General features: G+C 42.4%; 38 protein-coding genes. All 38 read left to right on the top strand.

Features of this window, described 5'->3' with window-relative positions; genetic code table 11:
• Positions 1-220: 220 nt before the first annotated feature.
• Complete coding sequence (gene rpsL / locus CSV69_RS06290; protein ID WP_085132019.1) at positions 221-640, top strand: 30S ribosomal protein S12; 420 nt, start codon at positions 221-223, stop codon at positions 638-640.
• A gap of 35 nt (positions 641-675) precedes the next feature.
• The gene (rpsG, locus tag CSV69_RS06285; protein WP_029053281.1) at positions 676-1,146 is read left to right on the top strand and encodes a 30S ribosomal protein S7; all 471 of its coding nucleotides are present in this window, start codon (positions 676-678) and stop codon (positions 1,144-1,146) included.
• 47 nt (positions 1,147-1,193) lie between these two features.
• A complete protein-coding gene (fusA, locus tag CSV69_RS06280; protein WP_099624835.1) occupies positions 1,194-3,272 on the top strand; it encodes an elongation factor G in 2,079 nt (692 codons plus the stop codon).
• 119 nt (positions 3,273-3,391) lie between these two features.
• Entirely contained in the window at positions 3,392-4,579 is a 1,188-nt protein-coding gene (tuf, locus tag CSV69_RS06275) for an elongation factor Tu (RefSeq protein ID WP_099692963.1), read from the top strand.
• 360 nt (positions 4,580-4,939) lie between these two features.
• Positions 4,940-5,248 (top strand): 30S ribosomal protein S10, encoded by a 309-nt coding sequence (rpsJ, locus tag CSV69_RS06270; RefSeq protein ID WP_085427465.1) that lies wholly within the window; start codon positions 4,940-4,942, stop codon positions 5,246-5,248.
• Positions 5,249-5,284: 36 nt separating this feature from the next.
• Complete coding sequence (rplC, locus tag CSV69_RS06265; RefSeq protein ID WP_085427464.1) at positions 5,285-5,914, top strand: 50S ribosomal protein L3; 630 nt, start codon at positions 5,285-5,287, stop codon at positions 5,912-5,914.
• Positions 5,915-5,939: 25 nt separating this feature from the next.
• Positions 5,940-6,563: a 50S ribosomal protein L4 gene (rplD, locus tag CSV69_RS06260; protein ID WP_085427463.1), complete on the top strand. Its 624-nt coding sequence runs from the start codon at positions 5,940-5,942 to the stop codon at positions 6,561-6,563.
• A complete protein-coding gene (rplW, locus tag CSV69_RS06255) occupies positions 6,563-6,850 on the top strand; it encodes a 50S ribosomal protein L23 (protein WP_085132013.1) in 288 nt (95 codons plus the stop codon). Before rplD ends, rplW begins: the two co-directional genes overlap by 1 nt.
• A 33-nt stretch (positions 6,851-6,883) precedes the next feature.
• Entirely contained in the window at positions 6,884-7,714 is an 831-nt protein-coding gene (gene rplB, locus CSV69_RS06250) for a 50S ribosomal protein L2 (RefSeq protein ID WP_085427461.1), read from the top strand.
• Positions 7,715-7,774: 60 nt separating this feature from the next.
• Positions 7,775-8,053 carry a 30S ribosomal protein S19 gene (gene rpsS / locus CSV69_RS06245; RefSeq protein WP_099692962.1) on the top strand — a complete coding sequence of 93 codons (279 nt, stop codon included), beginning with the start codon at positions 7,775-7,777 and terminating at the stop codon, positions 8,051-8,053.
• A gap of 20 nt (positions 8,054-8,073) precedes the next feature.
• On the top strand, positions 8,074-8,418 hold the full coding sequence (gene rplV / locus CSV69_RS06240) for a 50S ribosomal protein L22 (RefSeq protein WP_037561627.1): 345 nt from the start codon (positions 8,074-8,076) through the stop codon (positions 8,416-8,418).
• Positions 8,419-8,421: 3 nt separating this feature from the next.
• Positions 8,422-9,084 carry a 30S ribosomal protein S3 gene (gene rpsC, locus CSV69_RS06235; RefSeq protein WP_085427460.1) on the top strand — a complete coding sequence of 221 codons (663 nt, stop codon included), beginning with the start codon at positions 8,422-8,424 and terminating at the stop codon, positions 9,082-9,084.
• Between the two features lies 1 nt (position 9,085).
• Positions 9,086-9,520, top strand: coding sequence for a 50S ribosomal protein L16 (gene rplP, locus CSV69_RS06230; RefSeq protein WP_085427459.1), 435 nt, complete (start codon positions 9,086-9,088; stop codon positions 9,518-9,520).
• On the top strand, positions 9,510-9,710 hold the full coding sequence (rpmC, locus tag CSV69_RS06225; protein ID WP_025783856.1) for a 50S ribosomal protein L29: 201 nt from the start codon (positions 9,510-9,512) through the stop codon (positions 9,708-9,710). Before rplP ends, rpmC begins: the two co-directional genes overlap by 11 nt.
• A gap of 17 nt (positions 9,711-9,727) precedes the next feature.
• Positions 9,728-9,991 (top strand): 30S ribosomal protein S17, encoded by a 264-nt coding sequence (rpsQ, locus tag CSV69_RS06220; RefSeq protein WP_099692961.1) that lies wholly within the window; start codon positions 9,728-9,730, stop codon positions 9,989-9,991.
• A 38-nt stretch (positions 9,992-10,029) separates the two neighbouring features.
• On the top strand, positions 10,030-10,398 hold the full coding sequence (rplN, locus tag CSV69_RS06215; RefSeq protein ID WP_081243203.1) for a 50S ribosomal protein L14: 369 nt from the start codon (positions 10,030-10,032) through the stop codon (positions 10,396-10,398).
• Between the two features lie 35 nt (positions 10,399-10,433).
• Entirely contained in the window at positions 10,434-10,745 is a 312-nt protein-coding gene (gene rplX, locus CSV69_RS06210) for a 50S ribosomal protein L24 (RefSeq protein WP_085427457.1), read from the top strand.
• A 26-nt stretch (positions 10,746-10,771) separates the two neighbouring features.
• The gene (gene rplE, locus CSV69_RS06205; RefSeq protein ID WP_085132008.1) at positions 10,772-11,311 is read left to right on the top strand and encodes a 50S ribosomal protein L5; all 540 of its coding nucleotides are present in this window, start codon (positions 10,772-10,774) and stop codon (positions 11,309-11,311) included.
• A gap of 20 nt (positions 11,312-11,331) precedes the next feature.
• The gene (locus tag CSV69_RS06200) at positions 11,332-11,517 is read left to right on the top strand and encodes a type Z 30S ribosomal protein S14 (RefSeq protein ID WP_008298870.1); all 186 of its coding nucleotides are present in this window, start codon (positions 11,332-11,334) and stop codon (positions 11,515-11,517) included.
• Between the two features lie 30 nt (positions 11,518-11,547).
• Positions 11,548-11,946: a 30S ribosomal protein S8 gene (gene rpsH / locus CSV69_RS06195; RefSeq protein WP_029053265.1), complete on the top strand. Its 399-nt coding sequence runs from the start codon at positions 11,548-11,550 to the stop codon at positions 11,944-11,946.
• Positions 11,947-11,976: 30 nt separating this feature from the next.
• Complete coding sequence (gene rplF / locus CSV69_RS06190) at positions 11,977-12,516, top strand: 50S ribosomal protein L6 (protein WP_099692960.1); 540 nt, start codon at positions 11,977-11,979, stop codon at positions 12,514-12,516.
• Between the two features lie 33 nt (positions 12,517-12,549).
• Positions 12,550-12,912: a 50S ribosomal protein L18 gene (gene rplR, locus CSV69_RS06185; protein WP_085427455.1), complete on the top strand. Its 363-nt coding sequence runs from the start codon at positions 12,550-12,552 to the stop codon at positions 12,910-12,912.
• 22 nt (positions 12,913-12,934) lie between these two features.
• Positions 12,935-13,435: a 30S ribosomal protein S5 gene (rpsE, locus tag CSV69_RS06180; protein WP_085427454.1), complete on the top strand. Its 501-nt coding sequence runs from the start codon at positions 12,935-12,937 to the stop codon at positions 13,433-13,435.
• Positions 13,436-13,448: 13 nt separating this feature from the next.
• Positions 13,449-13,631: a 50S ribosomal protein L30 gene (gene rpmD, locus CSV69_RS06175; RefSeq protein WP_085427453.1), complete on the top strand. Its 183-nt coding sequence runs from the start codon at positions 13,449-13,451 to the stop codon at positions 13,629-13,631.
• Positions 13,632-13,663: 32 nt separating this feature from the next.
• Positions 13,664-14,104: a 50S ribosomal protein L15 gene (gene rplO, locus CSV69_RS06170; RefSeq protein ID WP_085427452.1), complete on the top strand. Its 441-nt coding sequence runs from the start codon at positions 13,664-13,666 to the stop codon at positions 14,102-14,104.
• Positions 14,104-15,396 carry a preprotein translocase subunit SecY gene (gene secY, locus CSV69_RS06165; protein WP_099692959.1) on the top strand — a complete coding sequence of 431 codons (1,293 nt, stop codon included), beginning with the start codon at positions 14,104-14,106 and terminating at the stop codon, positions 15,394-15,396. The genes rplO and secY overlap by 1 nt, the downstream gene beginning before the upstream one ends.
• A gap of 46 nt (positions 15,397-15,442) precedes the next feature.
• Positions 15,443-16,096, top strand: a complete 654-nt coding sequence (locus CSV69_RS06160; protein ID WP_099692958.1) for an adenylate kinase — start codon at positions 15,443-15,445, stop codon at positions 16,094-16,096.
• A gap of 345 nt (positions 16,097-16,441) precedes the next feature.
• A complete protein-coding gene (gene infA / locus CSV69_RS06155) occupies positions 16,442-16,660 on the top strand; it encodes a translation initiation factor IF-1 (protein WP_029053257.1) in 219 nt (72 codons plus the stop codon).
• 39 nt (positions 16,661-16,699) lie between these two features.
• Positions 16,700-16,813 (top strand): 50S ribosomal protein L36, encoded by a 114-nt coding sequence (rpmJ, locus tag CSV69_RS06150; protein WP_076758849.1) that lies wholly within the window; start codon positions 16,700-16,702, stop codon positions 16,811-16,813.
• A gap of 24 nt (positions 16,814-16,837) precedes the next feature.
• Positions 16,838-17,203 (top strand): 30S ribosomal protein S13, encoded by a 366-nt coding sequence (rpsM, locus tag CSV69_RS06145; RefSeq protein WP_085427449.1) that lies wholly within the window; start codon positions 16,838-16,840, stop codon positions 17,201-17,203.
• A 25-nt stretch (positions 17,204-17,228) separates the two neighbouring features.
• On the top strand, positions 17,229-17,618 hold the full coding sequence (gene rpsK / locus CSV69_RS06140) for a 30S ribosomal protein S11 (RefSeq protein WP_009499031.1): 390 nt from the start codon (positions 17,229-17,231) through the stop codon (positions 17,616-17,618).
• A 123-nt stretch (positions 17,619-17,741) separates the two neighbouring features.
• The gene (locus CSV69_RS06135) at positions 17,742-18,686 is read left to right on the top strand and encodes a DNA-directed RNA polymerase subunit alpha (protein WP_009499030.1); all 945 of its coding nucleotides are present in this window, start codon (positions 17,742-17,744) and stop codon (positions 18,684-18,686) included.
• Positions 18,687-18,716: 30 nt separating this feature from the next.
• Positions 18,717-19,097, top strand: coding sequence for a 50S ribosomal protein L17 (rplQ, locus tag CSV69_RS06130; RefSeq protein WP_085427448.1), 381 nt, complete (start codon positions 18,717-18,719; stop codon positions 19,095-19,097).
• Positions 19,098-19,371: 274 nt separating this feature from the next.
• A complete protein-coding gene (locus CSV69_RS06125; protein WP_085427447.1) occupies positions 19,372-20,229 on the top strand; it encodes an energy-coupling factor ABC transporter ATP-binding protein in 858 nt (285 codons plus the stop codon).
• Entirely contained in the window at positions 20,205-21,080 is an 876-nt protein-coding gene (locus CSV69_RS06120) for an energy-coupling factor ABC transporter ATP-binding protein (protein WP_099692957.1), read from the top strand. The genes CSV69_RS06125 and CSV69_RS06120 overlap by 25 nt, the downstream gene beginning before the upstream one ends.
• Positions 21,074-21,871: an energy-coupling factor transporter transmembrane component T family protein gene (locus tag CSV69_RS06115; protein WP_099692956.1), complete on the top strand. Its 798-nt coding sequence runs from the start codon at positions 21,074-21,076 to the stop codon at positions 21,869-21,871. Before CSV69_RS06120 ends, CSV69_RS06115 begins: the two co-directional genes overlap by 7 nt.
• Before the next feature lie 14 nt (positions 21,872-21,885).
• Positions 21,886-22,614, top strand: coding sequence for a tRNA pseudouridine(38-40) synthase TruA (gene truA / locus CSV69_RS06110; RefSeq protein ID WP_369823940.1), 729 nt, complete (start codon positions 21,886-21,888; stop codon positions 22,612-22,614).
• Positions 22,615-22,788: 174 nt separating this feature from the next.
• Positions 22,789-23,226 (top strand): 50S ribosomal protein L13, encoded by a 438-nt coding sequence (gene rplM / locus CSV69_RS06105; RefSeq protein ID WP_029053249.1) that lies wholly within the window; start codon positions 22,789-22,791, stop codon positions 23,224-23,226.
• Positions 23,227-23,240 lie beyond the last annotated feature (14 nt).

Here is a 23,240-nt window from a genome sequence, read left to right as displayed (position 1 = left end):
TGATAGTTGTTGATCGTTAACTTGTTGGAAGGAATATATATTCTTTCGAATTAGTGCAAGGCGTAAAGCAATTCATCATTATAAAATAACAGTAAGCAGAGATCTCTGGTGTTACTGTCACCCGTTTTTGTGTGTGCACGCACAAAAACTTTGTTTTTACTTAAAAATGAACCACCTGGGTGTGTGGTATTATAAAAAGCTTGGAAGGAGGAACAACCTAATGCCTACAATTAATCAATTAGTCCGTAAACCTCGTAAGTCGAAGACGGAGAATTCTAAGTCACCGGCTCTAGGAAAAAGCTATAACAGCTTTAAAAAGTCAATGACAAACGTGAACTCACCACAAAAAAGAGGTGTTTGTACACGTGTTGGTACTATGACTCCTAAGAAACCGAACTCGGCACTTCGTAAGTATGCTCGTGTTCGTTTAACTAATACATTGGAAGTAAACGCATATATTCCAGGTGAAGGCCACAACTTGCAAGAACACAGTGTGGTACTAATCCGCGGAGGACGCGTAAAAGACTTACCGGGTGTTCGTTACCATATCGTACGTGGGGCACTTGATACAGCTGGAGTTACTGGCCGTATGCAAAGCCGTTCAATGTATGGAGCTAAAAAGCCTAAAGTTAAGAAGTAATACAAAACTAACGATATTGAAAGGAGGAACTAATTATGCCTCGTAAAGGTCCTGTAACAAAACGTGATGTACTACCTGATCCGATTTATAATTCCAAGCTTGTAAGCCGCCTTATCAACAAAATGATGGTAGACGGTAAAAAAGGTACTTCTCAAAAGATTCTTTATGGAGCGTTCGAAATTGTTAAAGAACGTTCTGGACAAGAGCCAATCGAAGTATTCGAAGCAGCTTTAAACAATGTAATGCCAGTTCTTGAAGTTCGTGCTCGCCGTGTTGGTGGAGCTAACTATCAAGTGCCGGTTGAAGTGCGCCCTGAGCGTCGTTCAACTTTAGGTCTTCGTTACCTTGTAAACTATTCACGTACACGTGGAGAAAAGACAATGGAAGAACGCCTAGCGAACGAAATTCTTGATGCATCAAACAACACTGGTGCTTCTGTTAAACGCCGTGAAGAAATGCATAAAATGGCTGAAGCCAACAGAGCATTCGCTCACTATCGCTGGTAAGGTCGGATAAACAACAGTAGTAATCCGAAACGGAAGGAGATTACAAAATGGCTAGAGAGTTCTCACTAGAGAATACTCGTAACATTGGTATCATGGCTCACATTGACGCTGGTAAGACAACGACAACAGAGCGGATCCTTTTTTACACAGGTAAAATCCACAAGATTGGTGAAACGCACGAAGGTGCATCACAAATGGACTGGATGGAGCAAGAACAAGAACGTGGAATCACGATTACTTCAGCTGCTACAACTGCAGCATGGAAAGGTCACCGCGTAAACATCATCGATACACCTGGACACGTAGACTTCACAGTTGAAGTTGAACGTTCACTTCGCGTATTAGATGGAGCTGTAGCGGTACTTGATGCACAATCAGGTGTTGAACCACAAACAGAGACAGTTTGGCGCCAGGCGACAAACTATAAAGTTCCACGTCTCGTATTCGTAAACAAAATGGATAAGACAGGTGCTGACTTCCTTTATTCAGTCGGAACACTACGTGACCGCCTACAAGCGAATGCACACCCTATTCAATTGCCGATCGGTGCGGAAGATAACTTCTCAGGAATTATCGACTTAATCGAAATGAAGGCAACTATGTATCCAAATGATCTAGGAACAGATGTTACAGTTGAAGAAATTCCTGCTGAACATCTTGAACTAGCTAAAAAATACCGTGAGAGCCTAATCGAAGCTATTGTAGATTTCGACGAAGATCTTATGGAAAAGTATCTCAGCGGTGAAGAACTTACAACAGAAGAAATTACAACGGCTATTCGTAAAGCTACGTTGGCAGTTGAGTTCTACCCTGTTGTTTGTGGTACTGCTTTCAAAAACAAAGGTGTACAACTAGTACTGGATGCGGTAGTAGACTACTTACCATCACCACTTGATGTACCACCAATGATGGGCTTCAACCCTGAAACAGAAGAAGATGAAGTGCGTGAATCAACTGATGAAGCACCATTCTCGGCGTTGGCATTTAAAGTTATGACTGACCCTTATGTAGGGAAACTTACATTCTTCCGTATTTATTCAGGTGTCCTTCAAGCAGGTTCTTATGTAACAAACTCTACAAAAGGCAAGCGTGAGCGCGTAGGACGTATTCTACAAATGCACGCAAATAGCCGTGAAGAGATTTCTGAAGTACACGCGGGTGAAATCGCTGCTGCTGTTGGTTTGAAAGATACAACTACTGGAGATACACTATGTGATGAGAAGCAATTGATCATTCTTGAATCAATGGTATTCCCTGAGCCGGTTATCTCTGTAGCAATCGAACCTAAAACAAAAGCGGACCAGGATAAAATGGGCCAAGCTCTTGGTAAGTTACAAGAAGAAGATCCAACATTCCGTGCGCATACAGATCAAGAAACAGGAGAAGTAATCATTGCAGGTATGGGTGAACTTCACTTGGATATTATCGTCGACCGTCTACGCCGTGAATTTAAAGTGGAAGCAAACGTGGGTGCACCACAAGTTTCTTACCGCGAAACATTCCGTGAGTCAGCTGAAGTCGAAGGTAAATTCGTACGCCAATCAGGTGGACGTGGACAATTTGGTCACGTGTGGATCGAATTTGGTCCGAACGAAGAAGGTAAAGGCTTCGAATTCGTAAACAACGTTGTTGGTGGTTCTGTTCCTCGTGAATACATCCCAGCAGTTGAAGCGGGAGTTCGTGATTCATTAGATAACGGTATTTTAGCTGGATATCCTTTAATCGATGTCAAAGCACGCCTGTTTGACGGATCTTACCATGACGTTGACTCCAACGAGATGGCATTTAAGATCGCTGCGTCAATGGCTTTGAAAAATGCTGCATCAAAATGTAAACCTGTAATCCTTGAACCAACAATGAGAGTAGAAGTTATCATTCCGGAAGAATACATGGGCGATATCATGGGTGATATTACATCACGCCGTGGCCGTGTAGAAGGTATGGAAGCTCGTGGTAACGCACAAGTAGTTCGTGCAATGGTTCCACTTGCTGAAATGTTCGGATATGCAACATCACTACGTTCAAACACGCAAGGACGCGGAGTATTCTCGATGGTGTTCGATCACTACGAAGAGCTTCCGAAGTCTATTGCAGAAGAAGTAATTAAGAAAAACAAAGGTGAATAATAAAGTTCATCCTTGTTTCCTATAAACAATACTTGTAAGATATGGATAGTCGAGAGGACGCTTTCGGCTTCCAAATTATAAAAAAACTAACTTTTTTAAATTAAGGGAGGACCTCTAAAATGGGTAAAGAAAAATTCGACCGCTCCAAGGAGCACGCAAACGTAGGAACAATTGGTCACGTTGACCATGGTAAAACAACTTTGACTGCTGCAATCGCAACAGTTCTTTCTAAAGCACAAGGTGGAGAAGCAAAGTCATACGCTGACGTTGATAACGCACCTGAAGAAAAAGAGCGTGGAATCACGATCAGTACTTCACACGTTGAGTACGAAACTGACAAGCGTCACTATGCACACGTTGACTGCCCAGGTCACGCTGACTATGTTAAAAACATGATCACTGGTGCTGCACAAATGGATGGCGGAATCCTAGTAGTATCTGCTGCTGATGGCCCAATGCCACAAACACGTGAGCACATCCTTCTTTCACGTCAAGTAGGTGTTCCTTACCTAGTTGTCTTCATGAACAAATGTGACATGGTAGACGACGAAGAACTTCTTGAATTAGTTGAAATGGAAATCCGTGAACTTCTTTCAGATTACGATTTCCCTGGCGACGATATTCCAGTAATCAAAGGATCTGCTCTTAAAGCTCTTGAAGGAGAGCCAGAGTGGGAAGAAAAAATCCTTGAACTAATGCAAGCAGTAGATGACTATATCCCAACACCAACTCGTGATACTGACAAGCCATTCATGATGCCTGTTGAGGACGTATTCTCAATCACAGGTCGTGGTACAGTAGCAACTGGACGCGTTGAGCGTGGAGTAGTTAAAGTCGGAGATGTTGTTGACATCATCGGTCTTACTGAAGAACCAAAAGCTACTACTGTAACTGGTGTAGAGATGTTCCGTAAACTTCTTGACTATGCAGAAGCTGGCGACAACATCGGTGCTCTTCTTCGTGGTGTAGCTCGTGAAGATATCGAACGTGGACAAGTTCTTGCTAAGCCAGGAACAATCACTCCACACACTCAGTTCAAATCTGAAGTTTATGTTCTATCAAAAGAAGAGGGTGGACGTCACACTCCATTCTTCTCTAACTACCGTCCTCAGTTCTACTTCCGTACAACTGACGTAACTGGTATCATTCAACTTCCTGAAGGCGTAGAAATGGTTATGCCTGGAGATAACGTTGAAATGACAGTTGAACTTATTTCTCCTATCGCGATTGAAGAAGGTACTAAATTCTCAATCCGTGAAGGTGGACGTACAGTTGGAGCTGGCGTTGTAGCAACAATCACAAAATAATTTGTTTTGATCCCGCCCTTGAGGCGGGATTTTTTTTTTTTTTTTTTAATATTTGTATTGTGTATTGGAAAGTGTTTTTAAGAACTTCGCAAATAAGAGTGAAATAAAATCTTAAAGTGGCCTTCAAATCACGTGCAAATCGTATAGAAAGCTGTTAGTATAGTAAACGGATTAAAAGTTAAACTAATTTCTTCAAAAGGGTTGCACAATCCTTTTATATTATGTATAATGTTGAATGTTGGTCTTTGACTGCGATGAAGCGAGAGGTTACCGATACACCCGGCCGCTTTGCCATGGCGCGTGTAAGGAAAATTTTCGTGGAGAATTGTCTAGAGAATAGGCGAAAAGGGAGGGAAAATAATGGCAAAACAAAAGATTCGTATTAGATTGAAAGCTTACGATCACAGAATGATCGATCAGTCAGCTGAAAAGATTGTTGAAACGGCTAAACGTTCTGGAGCTAGTGTTTCAGGTCCAATTCCGTTGCCAACTGAAAGATCAGTTTACACGGTATTGCGTGCTGTTCACGTATACAAAGATTCACGTGAGCAATTTGAAATGCGTACGCACAAACGTTTAATCGATATTGTGAATCCAACACCACAAACGGTGGATGCACTAATGAAGCTTGATTTACCATCAGGCGTCGACATCGAAATTAAACTATAAAACATAAATTAAACAATATTACAGGAGGTGTGACTAATGACCAAAGGAATCTTAGGAAGAAAAGTCGGAATGACGCAAGTATTTGCTGAAAACGGCGATCTAATCCCAGTAACAGTGATTGAAGCTACTCCAAACGTTGTACTTCAAAAGAAGACAATCGAGACAGACGGCTACGAGTCAATCCAACTAGGATTTGATGATAAACGTGAAAAGCTTTCAAACAAGCCAGAACAAGGCCACGTTGCAAAAGCTAACACTGCACCTAAGCGCTTCATTCGCGAAGTTCGCGGAGCTGACGTTAGTGCATACGAAGTTGGTCAGGAAGTCAAAGTCGATACATTCGCAGAAGGCGAAGTAGTAGACATTACAGCAAAATCAAAAGGTAAAGGTTTCCAAGGGGTTATCAAGCGTCACGGATACTCACGCGGACCAATGTCTCACGGATCACGTTTCCATCGCGCACCAGGTTCACTTGGAGCAGTTGATGCACAACGCGTATTCAAAGGCAAAAAACTACCTGGACGTATGGGTGGCAAAACCATCACGATCCAAAACGTTGAAATTGTACGAGTTGATCTAGAGCGCAACTTGATATTAGTAAAAGGTAACGTTCCTGGAGCACGTAAATCACTTGTACAAGTGAGAAGCGCAATCAAAGGGAACTGAGTAAAACAGAAAGGAGGAAACAGGAATGCCTAAAGTATCTGTAGTAAGTCAAACAGGCTCTGCTGTTGGTGACATCGAATTAAACGATGCGATCTTCGGAATCGAGCCAAACCAAGCAGTATTATTTGAAGCAATTGTTCAACAACAAGCTTCTTTACGCCAGGGTAACCACAAGGTTAAAACTCGCGCGGAAGTAGCAGGCGGCGGTCGTAAACCATGGCGTCAAAAGGGTACAGGTCGTGCTCGTCAAGGTTCAATCAGATCACCACAATGGCGCGGAGGCGGTATCGTATTCGGTCCATCACCACGTAGTTACAGCTATAAAATGCCTAAGAAAGTACGTCGTTTAGCTCTTCTATCCGCTCTTTCAACGAAAGTAGCAGCTCAAGAACTAATCGTTCTAGACAACTTAGCATTTGATGCACCAAAAACGAAAAGCTTTGTAAAAGTGCTTGAAGACCTTTCAATCACGAAGAAGGCATTATTCGTTACAGCTGACCAAGAAGAAACAGTAGCATTGTCTGCTCAAAACCTTCAAGGGATCAGTGTTGTTACAGCAAGCGGCATCAATGTTTTAGACTTAGTCGGACATGATCAGCTTGTTATGACAAAAGCAGCAATAGAAAAAGTCGAGGAGGTGCTTGGTTAATGGAAGCACGTGATATTCTGAAACGTCCGGTCATTACCGAGCGTTCTTCTGAACAAATGGAAGACTTAAGAAAATATACATTCGAAGTCGATACACGCGCGAGCAAAACTCACGTGAAACAAGCTATCGAAGAAATCTTCGGTGTTAAAGTAGAAAAAGTTAACGTTATGAACTACAAAGGTAAGTTCAAGCGTATGGGGAAACATGCTGGTTATACAAACAAGCGTCGTAAGGCAATTGTTACATTAACTACTGATTCCAAAGATATCGAACTTTTTGAAATGTAATTAACTCATAATAAATGAAGGAGGGAACACAAAATGGCGATTAAGAAGTACAAAGCTACCTCCAACGGACGTCGTAACATGACTTCTTCTGACTTTGCTGAAATCACAGTAAACAAACCAGAAAAATCATTGCTTGAACCAATCAAGCGTAAAGGCGGACGTAACAACCAAGGTAGAATGACAGTTCGTCACCAAGGTGGAGGACACAAGCGCCAATACCGTGTCATCGATTTCCAACGTCGGAAAGATGGCATTCCAGGACGCGTTGCTACGATCGAATACGATCCAAACCGTTCTGCAAACATCGCATTAATCAATTATGCAGATGGAGAAAAAAGATACATCCTTGCTCCTAAAGGATTGACAGTAGGTTCCACAATCGTTTCAGGACCTGATGCGGATATCCGCGTAGGAAACGCTCTACCATTAGAGAATATCCCTATGGGTTCTACGATTCACAACATCGAAATGAAGCCAGGCAAAGGCGGACAATTAGTTCGTTCAGCAGGAACTTCAGCTCAACTACTAGGACGTGAAGGCAAATATGTCATCATCCGTCTACAATCAGGAGAAGTTCGTATGATCCTTTCTACTTGCCGTGCTACAATCGGTCAAGTTGGTAACGAACAACACGAACTAATCAACATTGGTAAAGCAGGTCGTTCACGTTGGTTAGGCAAACGTCCAACTGTTCGTGGATCTGTAATGAACCCTAACGATCACCCACACGGTGGTGGTGAAGGACGTACGCCAATCGGTCGTCCAAGTCCTGTTACTCCTTGGGGTAAACCAACTCTTGGATTCAAGACACGCACGAAGAACAATAAATCAGATAAACTTATCGTTCGCCGTCGTAAAAAATAATGTTATTGCACTGCGGTTCAGTAGATGGACCGTAGTACATACTCGGAAGGAGGTTCCAGAATGGGCCGCAGCTTGAAAAAAGGACCTTTTGCAGATGACCATTTACTAAAAAAGGTTGACGCACAAAAAGATTCAGAAAAGAAACATGTTATTAAAACATGGTCACGCCGTTCAACAATCTTCCCGACATTCATCGGATTGACAATCGCAGTATATGATGGACGCAAACACGTTCCTGTTTATGTAACAGAAGATATGGTAGGTCACAAACTAGGTGAATTCGTACCTACGCGCACATACAGAGGCCATGGTGCCGACGATAAGAAAACAAAACGCTAATTTGAGAGGAGGTTATTCTGATGCAACAAGCTAAAGCATCTGTACGCACAGTCCGTATTGCTTCTCGCAAAGTTCGTTTGGTCGTTGATCTTATTCGCGGCAAGAATATAGGTGAAGCTATGGCTATTCTACGACTTACGCCTAAAGCGGCATCTCCAGTCGTGGAAAAACTATTGAAATCAGCAATTGCAAACGCTGAACATAACTACGAAATGGATACTGAGAACTTAATCGTCAGTGAAGTATTCGTAGACGAAGGACCAACAATGAAACGTTTCCGTCCACGTGCACAAGGTCGTGCAAGTGCGATCAACAAACGTACAAGCCATATCACATTAGTGGTATCTGAAAAGAAGGAGGGGTAATCAGTGGGCCAAAAAGTACATCCTAATGGACTACGTGTAGGCGTCATCCGTGACTGGGACTCAAAATGGTACGCGGAAAAAGATTATGCGTCCTTACTACATGAAGACTTAAAGATCCGTGAATACATCGAAAAGCGTCTTATCGAAGCATCAGTTTCAAAAGTTGAAATTGAGCGTGCTGCTAAGCGTGTTAACATTACAATCCACACTGCAAAGCCAGGTATGGTTATCGGTAAAGGTGGTTCCGAAGTAGAAACTCTTCGTAAGCAACTTAACGAAATCACAGGCAAGCGTGCACACATCAACATCGTAGAAATCAAACGTGCTGATTTAGATGCTAAACTAGTAGCTGAATCAATTGCTCGTCAATTAGAAAGTCGTGTATCATTCCGTCGTGCTCAGAAACAAGCGATCCAACGTACAATTCGCTCTGGTGCAAAAGGAATTAAAACACAAGTGTCTGGTCGTCTCGGCGGTGCTGACATCGCTCGTGCAGAACACTATAGTGAAGGAACTGTCCCTCTTCATACATTACGTGCAGACATAGATTATGCACATGCTGAAGCTGATACTACTTATGGTAAGCTTGGCGTAAAGGTATGGATTTATCGTGGTGAAGTCCTTCCAGTAAAAGTTAAGAAGAACTCTGGGGAAGGAGGCAAATAATATGTTAATGCCTAAACGTGTTAAACATCGTCGTGTATTCCGTGGTAAAATGCGTGGTGAAACTAAAGGTGGCGCTACTGTCCAGTTTGGTGAGTTTGGTCTTCAAGCTCTAGAATCAGGTTGGATCACTAACCGTCAGATTGAATCTTCTCGTATCGCTATGACTCGTTATATGAAACGTGGCGGTAAAGTGTGGATCAATATTTTCCCACACAAACCATATACTAAAAAGCCTCTTGAAGTCCGGATGGGTTCCGGTAAAGGTGCTGTAGAAGGCTGGGTTGCAGTTGTGAAACCTGGTAGAGTAATGTTCGAAATTGCAGGTGTTTCAGAAGAGGTTGCTCGTGAGGCACTTAGACTCGCATCGCACAAACTTCCTGTTACAAGCAAGTTTGTAAAACGACAAGAAATTGGTGGTGAGTCTAATGAAAGCTAATGAAATTCGTGACTTAACAACTGCAGAGATCGAGCAAAAAGTGAAATCACTTAAAGAAGAGCTTTTCAACCTTCGTTTCCAGTTAGCGACAGGTCAATTAGAAAACACTGCACGCATCCGTGAAGTACGCAAATCGATTGCGCGCATGAAAACTGTAATACGACAAAGAGAAATCAGTGCAAATAACTGATGAAGGAGGTTGCAGCCATGACTGAACGTAATCAGCGCAAAACATACACAGGCCGTGTAGTATCCGACAAAATGGATAAAACTGTTACGGTAATGGTAGAGACATACAAAAAACACACTTTATACGGTAAGCGTGTAAAGTACTCTAAGAAACTTAAAGTTCATGATGAGCTAAACGAAGCTAAAATCGGCGATGTTGTTCGTATTATGGAAACTCGTCCATTATCAGCAACTAAGCGTTTCCGTCTTCTAGAAGTCGTTGAAAAAGCGATCATCATCTAATAGGTTTTTAACTCAGATTTTGGAAGGAGGTAACCTCGATGATTCAACAGGAAAGTAGAATGAAAGTTGCTGACAACTCTGGTGCACGTGAAGTACTAACAATTAAAGTACTAGGTGGATCAGGTCGTAAAGTAGCTAACATCGGTGATGTAGTTGTTGTTACAGTTAAGAAAGCAACACCAGGTGGCGTTGTTAAGAAGGGTGACGTTGTTAAAGCGGTCATCGTTCGCACGAAAAGTGGAGTTCGTCGTAAAGACGGTTCATACATTACATTCGATGAGAATGCTTGCGTTATTATCCGTGATGATAAAGGGCCACGTGGAACTCGTATTTTCGGACCAGTTGCTCGCGAACTACGCGACAACAACTTCATGAAAATCATTTCACTTGCTCCAGAAGTTCTTTAATTCTAATGACAGAGCCAGTCAAGGAGGTGCGATAAATGCACGTTAAAAAAGGCGACAAAGTAATGGTGATCTCTGGTAAAGATAAAGGTAAAACAGGTGTGATCCTAACTGCTTATCCGAAAAAAGACCGTGTGCTAGTTGAAGGTATTAATATCGTCAAAAAACACACAAAGCCGAACCAAGAAAACCCACAGGGCGGAATTGTAAGCCAAGAGTCTACAATCCACGTCTCAAACGTGATGGTAATCGATCCTAAAACAGGCGAGCCGACTCGTGTAGGTTACAAAGTGGAAGACGGTAAAAAAGTACGTATTGCAAAAAAATCCGGTGAATCATTGGATAAGTAAGCATTGCATGAAAGGAGGTCCGACTGATGAGTCGTTTGAAAGAGAAGTTTTCTAAAGAAATCACACCTGCTCTAATGAGCAAGTTTGAATATACATCTGTTATGCAGGTTCCTAAAGTAGATAAAATCGTTATCAACATGGGTGTTGGTGATGCTGTCCAAAATACAAAAGCACTTGATGCAGCTGTTGAGGATCTTGCAACTATTTCAGGTCAAAAACCAGTCATTACTAAAGCGAAAAAATCTATCGCAGGATTCCGTTTACGTGAAGGTATGCCGATCGGAGCAAAAGTAACGCTTCGCGGTGAGCGCATGTATGAGTTCCTCGATAAATTAGTTACAATCTCATTACCACGTGTACGTGACTTCCGTGGCGTTTCTAAAAAAGCGTTTGACGGTCGCGGTAACTACACTCTTGGAGTGAAAGAGCAACTTATTTTCCCTGAAATTGACTTCGATAAAGTATCAAAAGTACGTGGGATGGATATCGTCATCGTGACGACAGCTAACACTGATGAAGAAGCACGTGAGTTGCTTGCACAGTGTGGCATGCCGTTCCAAAAGTAAAATAATAGGGAGGCGAAAACGTGGCTAAGAAATCTATGATCGCTAAACAGAAACGTACGCCAAAGTACAAAGTACAAGAATATACACGCTGCGAACGTTGTGGTCGTCCACATTCAGTATATCGCAAATTTAAACTTTGCCGTATTTGTTTCCGCGAACTTGCATACAAGGGACAACTTCCTGGCGTTAAAAAAGCCAGCTGGTAAACCCCTAATTAGGGAAGGAGGTTAATTCAAATGACAATGAGTGATCCGATTGCAGATATGCTTACACGCATCCGTAATGCGAACATGGTTCGCCACGAGAAGCTTGAGGTACCTGCTTCAAACGTAAAGAAAGAAATCGCCGAGATCTTAAAACGAGAAGGTTTCGTTCGTGATGTGGAATACGTGGAAGATAACAAACAAGGCATCATCCGCATTTTCCTAAAATACGGTCAGGATAACGAACGCGTTATCAATGGCTTGAAACGTATTTCTAAACCAGGACTTCGTGTATATGCGAAATCAAATGAAGTTCCTAAAGTACTTAACGGCTTAGGTGTTGCACTAGTTTCTACATCAAATGGTGTATTAACAGACAAAGAAGCCCGCGCTAAACAAGTCGGCGGAGAAGTAGTCGCTTACGTTTGGTAATTAGCTACAATTGAATGGAGGTGCAATAGAATGTCCCGTATTGGTAATCGTCAGATCGAAGTTCCTGAAAACGTTACTGTAACAATTTCAGATGACAACTTCGCAACTGTTAAAGGTCCGAAAGGTGAGCTTTCGAGACAATTAGATAAAGATATTACGATCAACATGGAAGGCAAGGTCATCACATTGACACGCCCTTCTGATTCTAAAGATCACCGTTCAATCCACGGTACTACACGCTCTGTACTTAATAACATGGTTGTGGGAGTATCTGAAGGATTTGAACGTAAGCTTGATTTGGTTGGGGTTGGATACCGTGCTTCTATGCAAGGAAAGAAACTTGTATTGAACGTAGGTTACTCACACCCAGTTGAATTCACACCAGAAGAAGGTGTAGAAGTTGAAGTTCCAGCGAATACGAAAATCATCGTTCGCGGATACAACAAAGAACACGTAGGTGCTCTTGCTTCTAACATCCGTCAAGTACGTCCACCAGAGCCGTATAAAGGTAAAGGTATTCGTTATGAAGGCGAAATCGTTCGTCGTAAAGAAGGTAAAACAGGTAAATAATACCGCTTGAGGTATTTGGAAGGAGTGACTCCGATGATCACAAAACAAGATAAAAACGCTGTCCGTAAAAAGCGTCACGCACGTGTGCGTACGAAAATCAGCGGAACTGCAGAGCGTCCACGTCTAAACGTTTATCGTTCAAACAAGCATATCTATGCACAATTGATTGATGACTTGAATGGTTTAACAATCGTTAGCGCTTCTACAAGAGATAAAGAAGTTGAGGCTGGATCTACAGGTAACACTGAATCAGCAGCTAAAGTCGGCGAGCTTATTGCAAAGAAAGCTGTTGAAAAAGACGTCAAAGCGGTAGTTTTCGACCGCGGCGGATATCTTTTCCACGGCCGTGTAAAAGCATTAGCTGACGCTGCACGCGAAAATGGTCTGGAATTTTAATTAAGAGGGAGGGACATATTTCATGCGTCGTAATGATCAGAACAAAAGTGAGTTCGAAGAACGCGTAGTAACGATCAACCGCGTTGCGAAAGTTGTAAAAGGTGGACGTCGTTTCCGCTTTACTGCACTTGTCGTAGTCGGAGATAAAAACGGTCGTGTCGGTTTTGGTACTGGTAAAGCACAAGAAGTTCCAGATGCAATCCGTAAAGCAATTGAAGATGCGAAGAAAAACTTGATTGTAGTGCCAATGGTCAAAGGTACAACTCCACATGAAGTAATCGGACACTTTGGTGCAGGACAAATCCTGATCAAACCAGCTGCTCCGGGTACTGGTGTTATCGCAGGTGGACCTGTCCGTGCGGTACTTGAACTCGCAGGCATCACGGATATTCTTTCAAAATCTCTTGGATCAAGCACACCGATCAACATGGTACGTGCAACAATCGAAGGGTTGCAGAATTTGAAACGCGCAGAAGATATTGCTAAATTGCGTGGTAAATCCGTAGAAGAACTGTTAGGTTAAGGGGGGAAATACGATGACGAACAAACTTGAAGTCACCCTTACGAAAAGTGTTATTGGTTCTAAACCAACACAGCGTAAAACAATTGAAGCATTAGGCCTTCGAAAGTTAAATCAAACAGTTGAGCATCAAAACAACGATGCCATCCGTGGAATGATCACAAAGGTTAGCCACTTGGTAAACGTTAAAGAAATTTAAGTACTATTTTACAATAAGGAGGTGCCGATAAGATGAAATTACATGAGCTAAAACCAGCTGAGGGATCTCGCAGAAACCGCAAACGTGTTGGTCGTGGGATTGGATCTGGAACTGGTAAGACTTCCGGTAGAGGTCATGACGGTCAAAACTCTCGTTCAGGCGGCGGTGTACGTCTTGGTTTCGAAGGTGGACAAATTCCTCTTTTCCAACGACTTCCTAAGCGCGGGTTCACGAACATCAATCGTAAAGATTATGCCATCGTTAACCTTGACACATTAAATCGTTTCGAAGAAGGCACGGAAGTAACGCCGGAACTGCTAATTGAAACTGGAGTTGTAAGTAACGCTAAATCTGGTATCAAGATTCTGGGTAACGGAACACTTGATAAAAAGATTACAGTACGTGCTAACAAATTCTCCGCTTCTGCAAAAGAAGCAATTGAAAAAGCGGGCGGGCAAACAGAGGTGGTATAATGTTTCAGACAATCTCTAATTTCATGCGTGTGAAGGAGATCCGGTCTAAAATAATTTTCACCCTCCTAGTGCTCATCGTGTTTAGACTAGGAACATTTGTTCCGGTTCCAAACGTTGATGCAACTGCTTTACAACAATCAGATAACCAGTTTATCGGATTCTTGAACACATTTGGTGGAGGAGCACTATCTAACTTCTCAATCTTTGCAATGGGGATTATGCCGTATATTACGGCTTCCATCATTGTGCAGCTCTTGCAGATGGATGTTGTTCCAAAGTTTACTGAGTGGTCAAAACAAGGGGACGTTGGAAGACGTAAACTTGCACAATTCACAAGATATTTCACGATTGTTCTTGCCTTCATTCAGGCGCTTGCCATGTCATTTGGTTTCAACCAAACGTTTGGTGGCACACTGATCCAAGACAATAGCATATCCACTTATATCACAATTGCGATTGTATTGACTGCCGGTACAGCTTTCCTTCTATGGCTTGGTGAACAAATTACTGCAAAAGGTGTTGGGAATGGTATTTCCATCATTATCTTTGCAGGGATTGTTGCCGGCATTCCGAATGCTGTTAACCAGTTGTATGTAACGCAAATTCAAGACGCTGGAGATGCACTATTTATTAGAATTGCAACGATGATATTACTATTGATCGTGATCGTAGCCATTGTAGTCGGAGTTATTTACTTCCAAGAAGCATTGCGTAAAATTCCGATTCAATATGCGAAACGTGTATCAGGACGTAATCAGTCTGTTGCAAGTCAACAAACACATTTACCTTTGAAATTGAATGCTGCGGGTGTTATTCCAGTTATCTTTGCGGTGGCATTCTTCATCACGCCACAACAAATTGCTCCGTTTTTCGGTGAGAACAGTGTAACCAAAACTATTATTCGGATCTTCGATTATACGAATCCGATCGGTATGATTTTGTATGTAACACTAATTATTGCGTTTACGTATTTCTATGCATTCATTCAAGTGAATCCAGAGAATATGGCAGAAAACCTGAAAAAACAAGGTGCATATATTCCGGGAATTCGTCCAGGGGCAAACACTCAAAAGTACTTAACAAGTACTCTGTATAGACTAACGTTCGTCGGCTCGATTTTCCTAGCTGTCGTAGCGGTTATGCCGATCTTCTTCATAAACTTGGCGAATCTGCCTCAATCCGCTCAAATCGGCGGAACGAGCTTGCTCATCGTAGTAGGGGTTGCCCTCGAATCAATGAAGCAATTGGAATCACAATTAGTGAAGAGACATTACAGAGGCTTTATGAAATAAAAAGCAATAGCCTGACCTATTGTAAACAAATGGAGGGCAAGGACGTATGAATATCGTATTAATGGGTCTGCCTGGTGCTGGTAAAGGTACACAAGCAGACAAAATTGTCGAGAAGTACGGAATCCCTCATATTTCTACAGGCGATATGTTCCGTGCTGCCATCAAAGATGGCACGGAGCTTGGAGTTAAAGCAAAATCGTTCATGGATCAAGGAGCATTAGTTCCTGATGAGGTTACTATTGGTATCGTACGTGAGCGACTAAGCAAACCGGATTGTGACAAAGGATTCTTACTTGATGGTTTCCCTAGAACAGTTCCTCAAGCTGAAGCACTTGATGCTTTACTTAAGGATCTAGGAAAAAGCATTGAGTACGTATTGGACATCGAAGTCGATACGGATGAATTAGTTGCAAGATTATCTGGCCGTCGTATTTGTAAAGTATGTGGCACATCGTATCACTTGATCTTCAACCCTCCAAAGGTAGAAGACGTATGTGATAAAGATGGCGGCGAACTTTACCAGCGCGCGGACGATAATCCGGACACTGTCATGAATCGTCTGGAAGTAAATATGAATCAGACAGCTCCTTTACTCGACTTTTATGGCGAAAAAGGTGTATTGACTAAAATTAATGGTCAACAAGACATTAATCTTGTATTCAAGGACTTGGATGCAGTTTTGCAACAAGATCAAAAGTAATCAATCCTTTTCGGGCACATCTTCATCATTGTTCGGAAAGTAATGGATGAAAACGAACTGCAAAAGCGTTAAGTTCCTGTTATAAGATAAATGAGAGCATTTCATTTATTGCTCAGTAGTCCCTGCATGCATTATATTGTCATTGGCAGTATAATATATAATTGGCACTGCTACGAGAACAATAAAGGATCTCATTCGCAAATTATGCGAAACAGCGAAATGTGGCAGACGTCTTTCGAACATCACTCATGCTAACTGGACATATGTTGAAGGAAGCCTTATGAAGGCGACTGATGCCGCTCGATGGTGAAAGCCTTTATTGGATATAGAAGGGAGACAGGATTGATGGCGAAGGACGACGTAATTGAGGTAGAAGGAACTGTTCTTGAAACGTTGCCGAATGCGATGTTTAAAGTGGAGTTAGAAAACGGACATACTGTGCTTGCACACGTGTCAGGTAAAATTCGTATGCACTTTATTCGTATTCTGCCAGGCGACAAGGTGACATTGGAACTTTCACCTTACGATTTAACACGTGGTCGTATCACATACCGTTTCAAATAAACTTTTGCACTCCCGAAATATTGAAGGAGGTTGGGTAGGATGAAAGTAAGACCATCTGTAAAACCGATCTGCGAAAAATGTAAAGTTATTCGTAGACGCGGCCGAGTAATGGTAATCTGTGAAAATCCAAAGCACAAACAAAGACAAGGCTAAAACACAAGGAGGTGCACAACTTATATGGCACGTATTGCTGGTGTAGACGTTCCGCGCGATAAGCGCGTTGTCATTTCATTGACATATATATTCGGTATTGGTAAAACAACTGCACAATCAATTTTGAATGCAGCTGACATTTCTCAAGAAACTCGCGTTCGTGATTTAACTGACGCTGAACTTGATAAGATTCGTGAACAAATTGACGGCTTGAAAGTAGAAGGAGATCTTCGTCGTGAAACTTCTCTAAATATCAAGCGTTTGATGGAAATCGGTAGTAACCGTGGAATCCGTCACCGTCGTGGATTGCCTGTTCGTGGACAAAACACGAAAAACAATGCACGTACGCGTAAGGGTCCTAAACGCACAATGGCTAACAAGAAAAAATAATAGGTAAAGGAGGGTTCTTTCCAACATGGCACGTAAACAACAAACTCGTAAACGTCGTGTAAAAAAGAATATTGAGACTGGTATTGCACATATCCGTTCAACGTTCAATAACACTATCGTAACTATCACGGATAGCCACGGTAATGCACTTTCATGGTCTAGCGCTGGTGCACTTGGCTTTAGAGGTTCCCGTAAGTCCACTCCATTTGCTGCACAAATGGCTGCTGAAACTGCAGCAAAAACAGCAATGGAACATGGTTTGAAATCATTGGAAGTAACAGTTAAAGGCCCTGGTGCTGGTCGTGAAGCGGCTATCCGTTCACTACAAGCTGCTGGTCTTGAAGTTACTGCAATCAGAGACGTAACTCCGGTTCCGCACAATGGTTGTCGCCCGCCAAAACGTCGTCGCGTATAATCGGTTTGAATCTATTGGATTAAGAAAGACAATTTTTGTTAATACTGTTGAAATAGGATATCTATTATCAGTGAATTCAATAAGGTTAAACCAATATAGAGACGTTTTGAGGAGGGTAATTAAATGATCGAGATTGAGAAACCAAAGATTGAAACAGTAACGATCGGTGAAGATTCACAGTTCGGTAAGTTTATTATCGAGCCACTAGAGCGTGGATACGGAAATACCTTAGGGAATTCCTTGCGCCGCATTCTCTTGTCTTCATTACCAGGAGCTGCTGTGACATCTATTCAAATCGATGGTGTACTTCATGAATTCTCTACAATTGAAGGTGTCGTCGAAGACGTATCTACAGTTATTTTGAATGTGAAGAAGCTAGCTCTCAAAATTTACTCAGATGATGAGAAAGTTATTGAGATCGATGTGAAAGGTGAAGGCGTCGTGACGGCTGCAGACATCACACATGATAGTGATGTTGAAGTATTAAATCCAGATCTCCCGATTGCTACTCTCGGTAAAAATGGACATTTACGTATGCGTATGTATGCTGTACGTGGACGCGGATATGTTCCTTCCGATCAAAACAAACGTGAGGATCTAGCAATTGGTGTGATTCCAATTGACTCGATTTACACTCCTGTATCACGCGTTAACTTCCAAGTAGAGAACACTCGCGTCGGACAAAGTACCAACTTTGATAAGTTGACACTCGATGTATGGACAGATGGAAGCATTGGTCCTAAAGAGGCAGTATCACTTGGAGCTAAAATTCTTACAGAGCATTTGAATATATTCGTTGGTATGACTGACGAAGCACAAACTGCAGAAATCATGGTAGAAAAAGAAGAAGACCAAAAAGAGAAGGTTCTGGAAATGACAATTGAAGAACTAGACCTTTCTGTCCGATCTTATAACTGCTTGAAGCGTGCAGGCATCAATACGGTTTTAGAACTTGCTAACAAGTCTGAAGACGAAATGATGAAAGTGCGAAACTTAGGCCGTAAATCACTTGAAGAAGTGAAGGCTAAATTGGATGAGCTAAACCTTGAGTTACGCTCTGAAGAATAACTGACATATATTGAAGGAGGGTAACTTCAAATGGGATACAGAAAACTTGGACGCACAAGTTCACAACGTAAAGCAATGCTTCGCGACCTAACGACTGATCTAATCATTCATGAGCGCATCCAGACAACTGAAACGCGTGCGAAAGAATTGCGTAAAGTAGTTGAAAAGATGATCACTCTTGGAAAACGTGGAGATCTTCATGCACGTCGTCAAGCGGCTGAATACATTCGTCGTGAAACAGTGGTTGTTGAAAACGAAGAGGGCGAAGAAGCAACAGTGTTTGCACTTCAAAAACTTTTCGATACAATTGGACCACGTTATGCAGATCGCCAAGGCGGTTATACACGTATAATGAAAATGGGACCTCGCCGTGGCGATGGCGCACCAGTAGTTATTATCGAATTGGTGTAATTCCAACACTTCGAGGGTGTGTCTGTCACGCACAGCACACCCTCTTATTACAAATACGAGATTTATACGACATAAAAGCTGAGTGTTATGATCCGCGAGCAATCGACTGGTCTAGCTCTACGTACCTCATCTGAGATGTCGGCATGAGCAACCGGCATTTTCGTTTTCAAAGGCGCATTCCTTAGATGAGGTACGCGCTTTTTTTTTATACATAAGAATAGTTCTATACATACGATATACTTATCAAATAATACATTTAAGAGGAGGAGCCTGAATGAAGGAAATTGCGTCGATGCATCACGTAGAGTTTTCTTACGATATGGAAGAAGAGGATTCTTCACATATCCCAAGTAAAGCATTACAGGATGTGTCTTTCACTTTGTATGAAGGAGAATGGTTGGCAGTTGTAGGACATAATGGTTCTGGTAAATCCACGCTGGCGAAGCTGTTGATCGGCTTGATGTTTCCTTCTTCAGGTGATGTGAATCTCTTTTTAGAACGACTTTCTGAAAACAATCTTTGGGAAACCCGTTCGCGCATGGGGATCGTCTTTCAAAATCCCGATAACCAATTCGTCGGCTCAACGGTACAGGATGATGTGGCGTTTGCACTGGAAAACAATGGCGTGCCGTATGACGTGATGGTTAAACGAGTCCACGAGGCCCTAGAGCAAGTGAAGATGACGGATTATATCAATCATGAACCCCATCATCTCTCAGGGGGGCAGAAACAACGTGTGGCCATTGCAGGTGCATTGGCTTTGCAACCTGAGCTGCTCATTTTAGATGAAGCTACTTCTATGTTGGATCCCCATGGACGGGAGGAAGTAATTGAAATTGTTAAGAAGCTACGTTCTGAAATAGGCTTGACTGTGTTGTCGATTACCCACGACTTAGAAGAAGTGTTATTAGCAGATCGGATTTTGGTTATGAATGAAGGACAAGTCTTAATGATCGGTACACCGCAAGAGATCTTTCAGCAAGGAACTGAACTTGAAAAGGTCGGCCTCGACTTACCGTTCGCTCTGCGTGTTTCAGAGCTATTGAGAACAGCTGGTGTAGAATTGCAAGGTAATCATATGACAGAAGAAGAGTTGGTGAATGAATTGTGGACATTTCACTTCAGCAAGTAGGTTACTTATATGCTAAAGATTCACCGTTTGAGAAACGAGCCTTGCAGGATGTGACAGCTACAATCCCTTCAGGCTCATATACGTCGATCATTGGTCATACAGGCTCTGGTAAATCTACATTATTGCTTCATTTGAATGGATTATTAAAGCCATCTGAAGGTACCGTCATGATAGGCAATACTAAAATTACAGCTCAAACAAAAGGTAAACAAATGAAGGAAGTTCGGCATCAAGTAGGAATTGTGTTTCAGTTCCCTGAACATCAGTTATTTGAAGAAACAGTTGAGAAAGATATTATGTTCGGTCCTATAAATTTTGGTGTGCCGAAAGAGATAGCAAGAGCTCGCGCGCATGAACTCGTCAAACTTTTAGGTTTGCCGGATGATGTGCTTCAGAAGTCTCCTTTTGAGCTGTCAGGCGGCCAAATGCGGCGTGTGGCGATCGCGGGTGTCCTAGCATTCAAACCGTCTGTTCTAGTCCTTGACGAGCCGACAGCGGGACTTGATCCTAAAGGGCGTAAAGAAATCATGGAGCTGTTTTATCATCTACATGAGACCGAAAACCTGACGACCATTCTCGTTACTCATAGTATGGAAGATGCCGCACGATACAGCGATCGAATTCTTGTGATGCATGAGGGAACGTCGGTTATGGAAGGAACACCTGAAGAGATATTCAGTCAAGAAGAGGAACTTCATTCATTTAGACTCAGTGTCCCGCGTTCGATACGTTTTCAGCGTGAGATGGAAAAGATGAGTGGACAACGCTTTGACCAACTCGCACTTACGGAAGATATATTGGCACATGAACTAGCGAAAGTCATTGCAAGAAAAGAGGAACGGCCATGTTAGAGAAAATGATTATTGGTCGTTTTATTCCAGGGACATCTATTGTGCACCGAATGGATCCGCGTTCGAAGTTACTCTTTGTCTTTTTATTTGTAGTAGCGGTGTTCTTAGCGAATAATGTTGTGTCTTATGCAATATTGCTAGTCTTTACAGCATTTGTCATCGCGCTCGCAAGAATTAGACCGTACTTTTTGGTCAATGGATTAAAACCGGTCATCTTTTTGATTGTTTTCACTCTCCTCTTACATATCTTCTTCACGCGTGAAGGGCCCATCATATTTGAATGGAAGTTTATCAAAATTTATGAAGAGGGACTGCGAATGGGTATTTTTATATCTATCCGATTCCTGGTACTTGTGTTGATTACGACAGTATTAACATTAACCACTTCACCAATTTCGATCACAGATGGATTAGAGACATTACTCAACCCTTTTAAAAAGTTGAAGTTACCGGTACATGAACTTGCGTTGATGATGTCTATTTCGCTCCGTTTCATCCCCACTCTTATGGATGAGACGGATAAGATTTTAAAAGCCCAGCTTGCAAGAGGCTCAGATTTAAGCAGCGGTTCGATTAAAGAACGAGTCCAGGCCGTCATTCCGTTACTCGTGCCGTTATTTGTCAGTGCCTTTAAACGCGCAGAAGATTTAGCAGTGGCAATGGAAGTACGTGGCTACCGTGGCGGGGAAGGCCGTACGAGATTCCGCCAGCTATCTTGGCAAATGAGAGATACAGCTGTCTTAATCGCATTTGTATTCTTGGTAGGTGTATTGCTGTGGGTAAGGAAGTGAATAATTTGAAACGAATGAAAGCAACTGTTGCGTATGATGGAACGAATTTTGCTGGCTATCAATCCCAACCAGGCATGCGGACAGTTCAAGCCGAGATCGATAAGGCGCTTGTTAAATTGCATAAGAATCCAACTTCACACGCTGTAGCGAGTGGACGCACCGATGCCGGCGTGCATGCATTAGGTCAGGTCATCCATTTCGATACGCCACTTGATTTAGGTGATCGCTGGCTAATGGCTTTGAATGTGCTGTTGCCTAAAGATGTACGTATTACGGCTGTTGAACAGACATCTGAAGACTTCCACGCACGGTATGGTGCAAAAGGGAAGACGTATCGCTATAAATGGTCGTATGGGGAATTGCAAAGTCCGTTTGAACGCAACTTCGCTGTTCATTTAGGTAGATGGAATCCAGATGTGAAACGAATGAATGCAGGAGCTGCTTATTTAATCGGTACACATGACTTCACCAGTTTCTGTTCGGCGAAGACTGCTACTTCCAATAAAGTTCGCACAATCCGAAAGCTGACAATTGAACGGCATCAGGATGAGCTGATTCTTGAAGTGGAAGGTGATGGGTTTCTTTACAATATGGTGAGAACAATTGCTGGTGCTTTGCTGGCAGTAGGTATCGGTTGGGACGAGCCGGAAGATGTCCGGAAAATTCTCCAGGCGAAAGATCGTCAAAGGGCAGGAAAGACAGCGGCAGCACACGGTTTATACTTGCTGGAGGTTACCTATTAAGCCCATGGCAACTAATCCTGGTGTATTCATAAAAACGCTTGACTTTATTGAAAATAAAGTATAACATGATAAATGGTATTTCAATAACCCCACAAACAAGCCCCGGAAGTTTATTTGTGTTTAGGGATAGAGAAAACAAGGGAACAGATTTGATATTTTAGGAGGAAATACAATATGCGCACAACATTCATGGCTAAAGGTCACGAAGTCGAACGTAAATGGCTAGTTGTCGACGCTGAAGGACAAACGCTTGGTCGTCTTGCTTCAGAAGTTGCAACTCTTTTACGCGGTAAACATAAACCAACGTTTACACCACATGTTGATACAGGTGATCACGTGATCATCATCAACGCTGAAAAAATCCAATTGACTGGTAACAAGTTAAAAGATAAAATGTACTACCGTCACTCTGGTTACACAGGTAGCATCAAGTCACGTACTGCTCTTGAAATGCGTACGAACTACCCTGTGAAAATGCTTGAACTTGCGATTAAAGGAATGCTTCCAAACGGTCCTCTAGGTCGTCAAACAATCAAGAAATTACACGTATTTGCTGGTCCAGAACATCAGCATGCAGCACAAAAACCAGAAGCTTTCGAGCTTCGCGGTTAATTAAGAGGAGGAAA

This window comes from Sporosarcina sp. P26b (genome assembly GCF_002743245.1).
Classification (GTDB): Bacteria; Bacillota; Bacilli; order Bacillales_A; family Planococcaceae; genus Sporosarcina; species Sporosarcina ureae_C.
Note: the sequence above shows the minus strand (reverse complement) of the source record. Positions and strands in the feature narration are given on the sequence as shown.

What these genes read in the sequence shown, in the direction of transcription:
- rpsE (WP_085427454.1), top strand. Translation starts at nt 12,935, where the DNA reads ATGCGTCGTAATGATCAGAACAAAAGTGAGTTCGAAGAACGCGTAGTA.
- rplF (WP_099692960.1), top strand. Translation starts at nt 11,977, where the DNA reads ATGTCCCGTATTGGTAATCGTCAGATCGAAGTTCCTGAAAACGTTACT.
- rpsH (WP_029053265.1), top strand. Translation starts at nt 11,548, where the DNA reads ATGACAATGAGTGATCCGATTGCAGATATGCTTACACGCATCCGTAAT.
- rplB (WP_085427461.1), top strand. Translation starts at nt 6,884, where the DNA reads ATGGCGATTAAGAAGTACAAAGCTACCTCCAACGGACGTCGTAACATG.
- rplC (WP_085427464.1), top strand. Translation starts at nt 5,285, where the DNA reads ATGACCAAAGGAATCTTAGGAAGAAAAGTCGGAATGACGCAAGTATTT.
- rplR (WP_085427455.1), top strand. Translation starts at nt 12,550, where the DNA reads ATGATCACAAAACAAGATAAAAACGCTGTCCGTAAAAAGCGTCACGCA.
- rpmC (WP_025783856.1), top strand. Translation starts at nt 9,510, where the DNA reads ATGAAAGCTAATGAAATTCGTGACTTAACAACTGCAGAGATCGAGCAA.
- rplE (WP_085132008.1), top strand. Translation starts at nt 10,772, where the DNA reads ATGAGTCGTTTGAAAGAGAAGTTTTCTAAAGAAATCACACCTGCTCTA.
- rpsM (WP_085427449.1), top strand. Translation starts at nt 16,838, where the DNA reads ATGGCACGTATTGCTGGTGTAGACGTTCCGCGCGATAAGCGCGTTGTC.
- rplX (WP_085427457.1), top strand. Translation starts at nt 10,434, where the DNA reads ATGCACGTTAAAAAAGGCGACAAAGTAATGGTGATCTCTGGTAAAGAT.
- rpsG (WP_029053281.1), top strand. Translation starts at nt 676, where the DNA reads ATGCCTCGTAAAGGTCCTGTAACAAAACGTGATGTACTACCTGATCCG.
- rplV (WP_037561627.1), top strand. Translation starts at nt 8,074, where the DNA reads ATGCAACAAGCTAAAGCATCTGTACGCACAGTCCGTATTGCTTCTCGC.
- rpsL (WP_085132019.1), top strand. Translation starts at nt 221, where the DNA reads ATGCCTACAATTAATCAATTAGTCCGTAAACCTCGTAAGTCGAAGACG.
- rplM (WP_029053249.1), top strand. Translation starts at nt 22,789, where the DNA reads ATGCGCACAACATTCATGGCTAAAGGTCACGAAGTCGAACGTAAATGG.
- CSV69_RS06160 (WP_099692958.1), top strand. Translation starts at nt 15,443, where the DNA reads ATGAATATCGTATTAATGGGTCTGCCTGGTGCTGGTAAAGGTACACAA.
- truA (WP_369823940.1), top strand. Translation starts at nt 21,886, where the DNA reads ATGAAAGCAACTGTTGCGTATGATGGAACGAATTTTGCTGGCTATCAA.
- rpsK (WP_009499031.1), top strand. Translation starts at nt 17,229, where the DNA reads ATGGCACGTAAACAACAAACTCGTAAACGTCGTGTAAAAAAGAATATT.
- infA (WP_029053257.1), top strand. Translation starts at nt 16,442, where the DNA reads ATGGCGAAGGACGACGTAATTGAGGTAGAAGGAACTGTTCTTGAAACG.
- fusA (WP_099624835.1), top strand. Translation starts at nt 1,194, where the DNA reads ATGGCTAGAGAGTTCTCACTAGAGAATACTCGTAACATTGGTATCATG.
- rpsQ (WP_099692961.1), top strand. Translation starts at nt 9,728, where the DNA reads ATGACTGAACGTAATCAGCGCAAAACATACACAGGCCGTGTAGTATCC.
- rpmJ (WP_076758849.1), top strand. Translation starts at nt 16,700, where the DNA reads ATGAAAGTAAGACCATCTGTAAAACCGATCTGCGAAAAATGTAAAGTT.
- CSV69_RS06135 (WP_009499030.1), top strand. Translation starts at nt 17,742, where the DNA reads ATGATCGAGATTGAGAAACCAAAGATTGAAACAGTAACGATCGGTGAA.
- rplQ (WP_085427448.1), top strand. Translation starts at nt 18,717, where the DNA reads ATGGGATACAGAAAACTTGGACGCACAAGTTCACAACGTAAAGCAATG.
- rpsS (WP_099692962.1), top strand. Translation starts at nt 7,775, where the DNA reads ATGGGCCGCAGCTTGAAAAAAGGACCTTTTGCAGATGACCATTTACTA.
- rplD (WP_085427463.1), top strand. Translation starts at nt 5,940, where the DNA reads ATGCCTAAAGTATCTGTAGTAAGTCAAACAGGCTCTGCTGTTGGTGAC.
- CSV69_RS06125 (WP_085427447.1), top strand. Translation starts at nt 19,372, where the DNA reads ATGAAGGAAATTGCGTCGATGCATCACGTAGAGTTTTCTTACGATATG.
- rplP (WP_085427459.1), top strand. Translation starts at nt 9,086, where the DNA reads ATGTTAATGCCTAAACGTGTTAAACATCGTCGTGTATTCCGTGGTAAA.
- rplN (WP_081243203.1), top strand. Translation starts at nt 10,030, where the DNA reads ATGATTCAACAGGAAAGTAGAATGAAAGTTGCTGACAACTCTGGTGCA.
- tuf (WP_099692963.1), top strand. Translation starts at nt 3,392, where the DNA reads ATGGGTAAAGAAAAATTCGACCGCTCCAAGGAGCACGCAAACGTAGGA.
- rplW (WP_085132013.1), top strand. Translation starts at nt 6,563, where the DNA reads ATGGAAGCACGTGATATTCTGAAACGTCCGGTCATTACCGAGCGTTCT.
- secY (WP_099692959.1), top strand. Translation starts at nt 14,104, where the DNA reads ATGTTTCAGACAATCTCTAATTTCATGCGTGTGAAGGAGATCCGGTCT.
- rplO (WP_085427452.1), top strand. Translation starts at nt 13,664, where the DNA reads ATGAAATTACATGAGCTAAAACCAGCTGAGGGATCTCGCAGAAACCGC.
- CSV69_RS06115 (WP_099692956.1), top strand. Translation starts at nt 21,074, where the DNA reads ATGTTAGAGAAAATGATTATTGGTCGTTTTATTCCAGGGACATCTATT.
- rpsJ (WP_085427465.1), top strand. Translation starts at nt 4,940, where the DNA reads ATGGCAAAACAAAAGATTCGTATTAGATTGAAAGCTTACGATCACAGA.
- rpmD (WP_085427453.1), top strand. Translation starts at nt 13,449, where the DNA reads ATGACGAACAAACTTGAAGTCACCCTTACGAAAAGTGTTATTGGTTCT.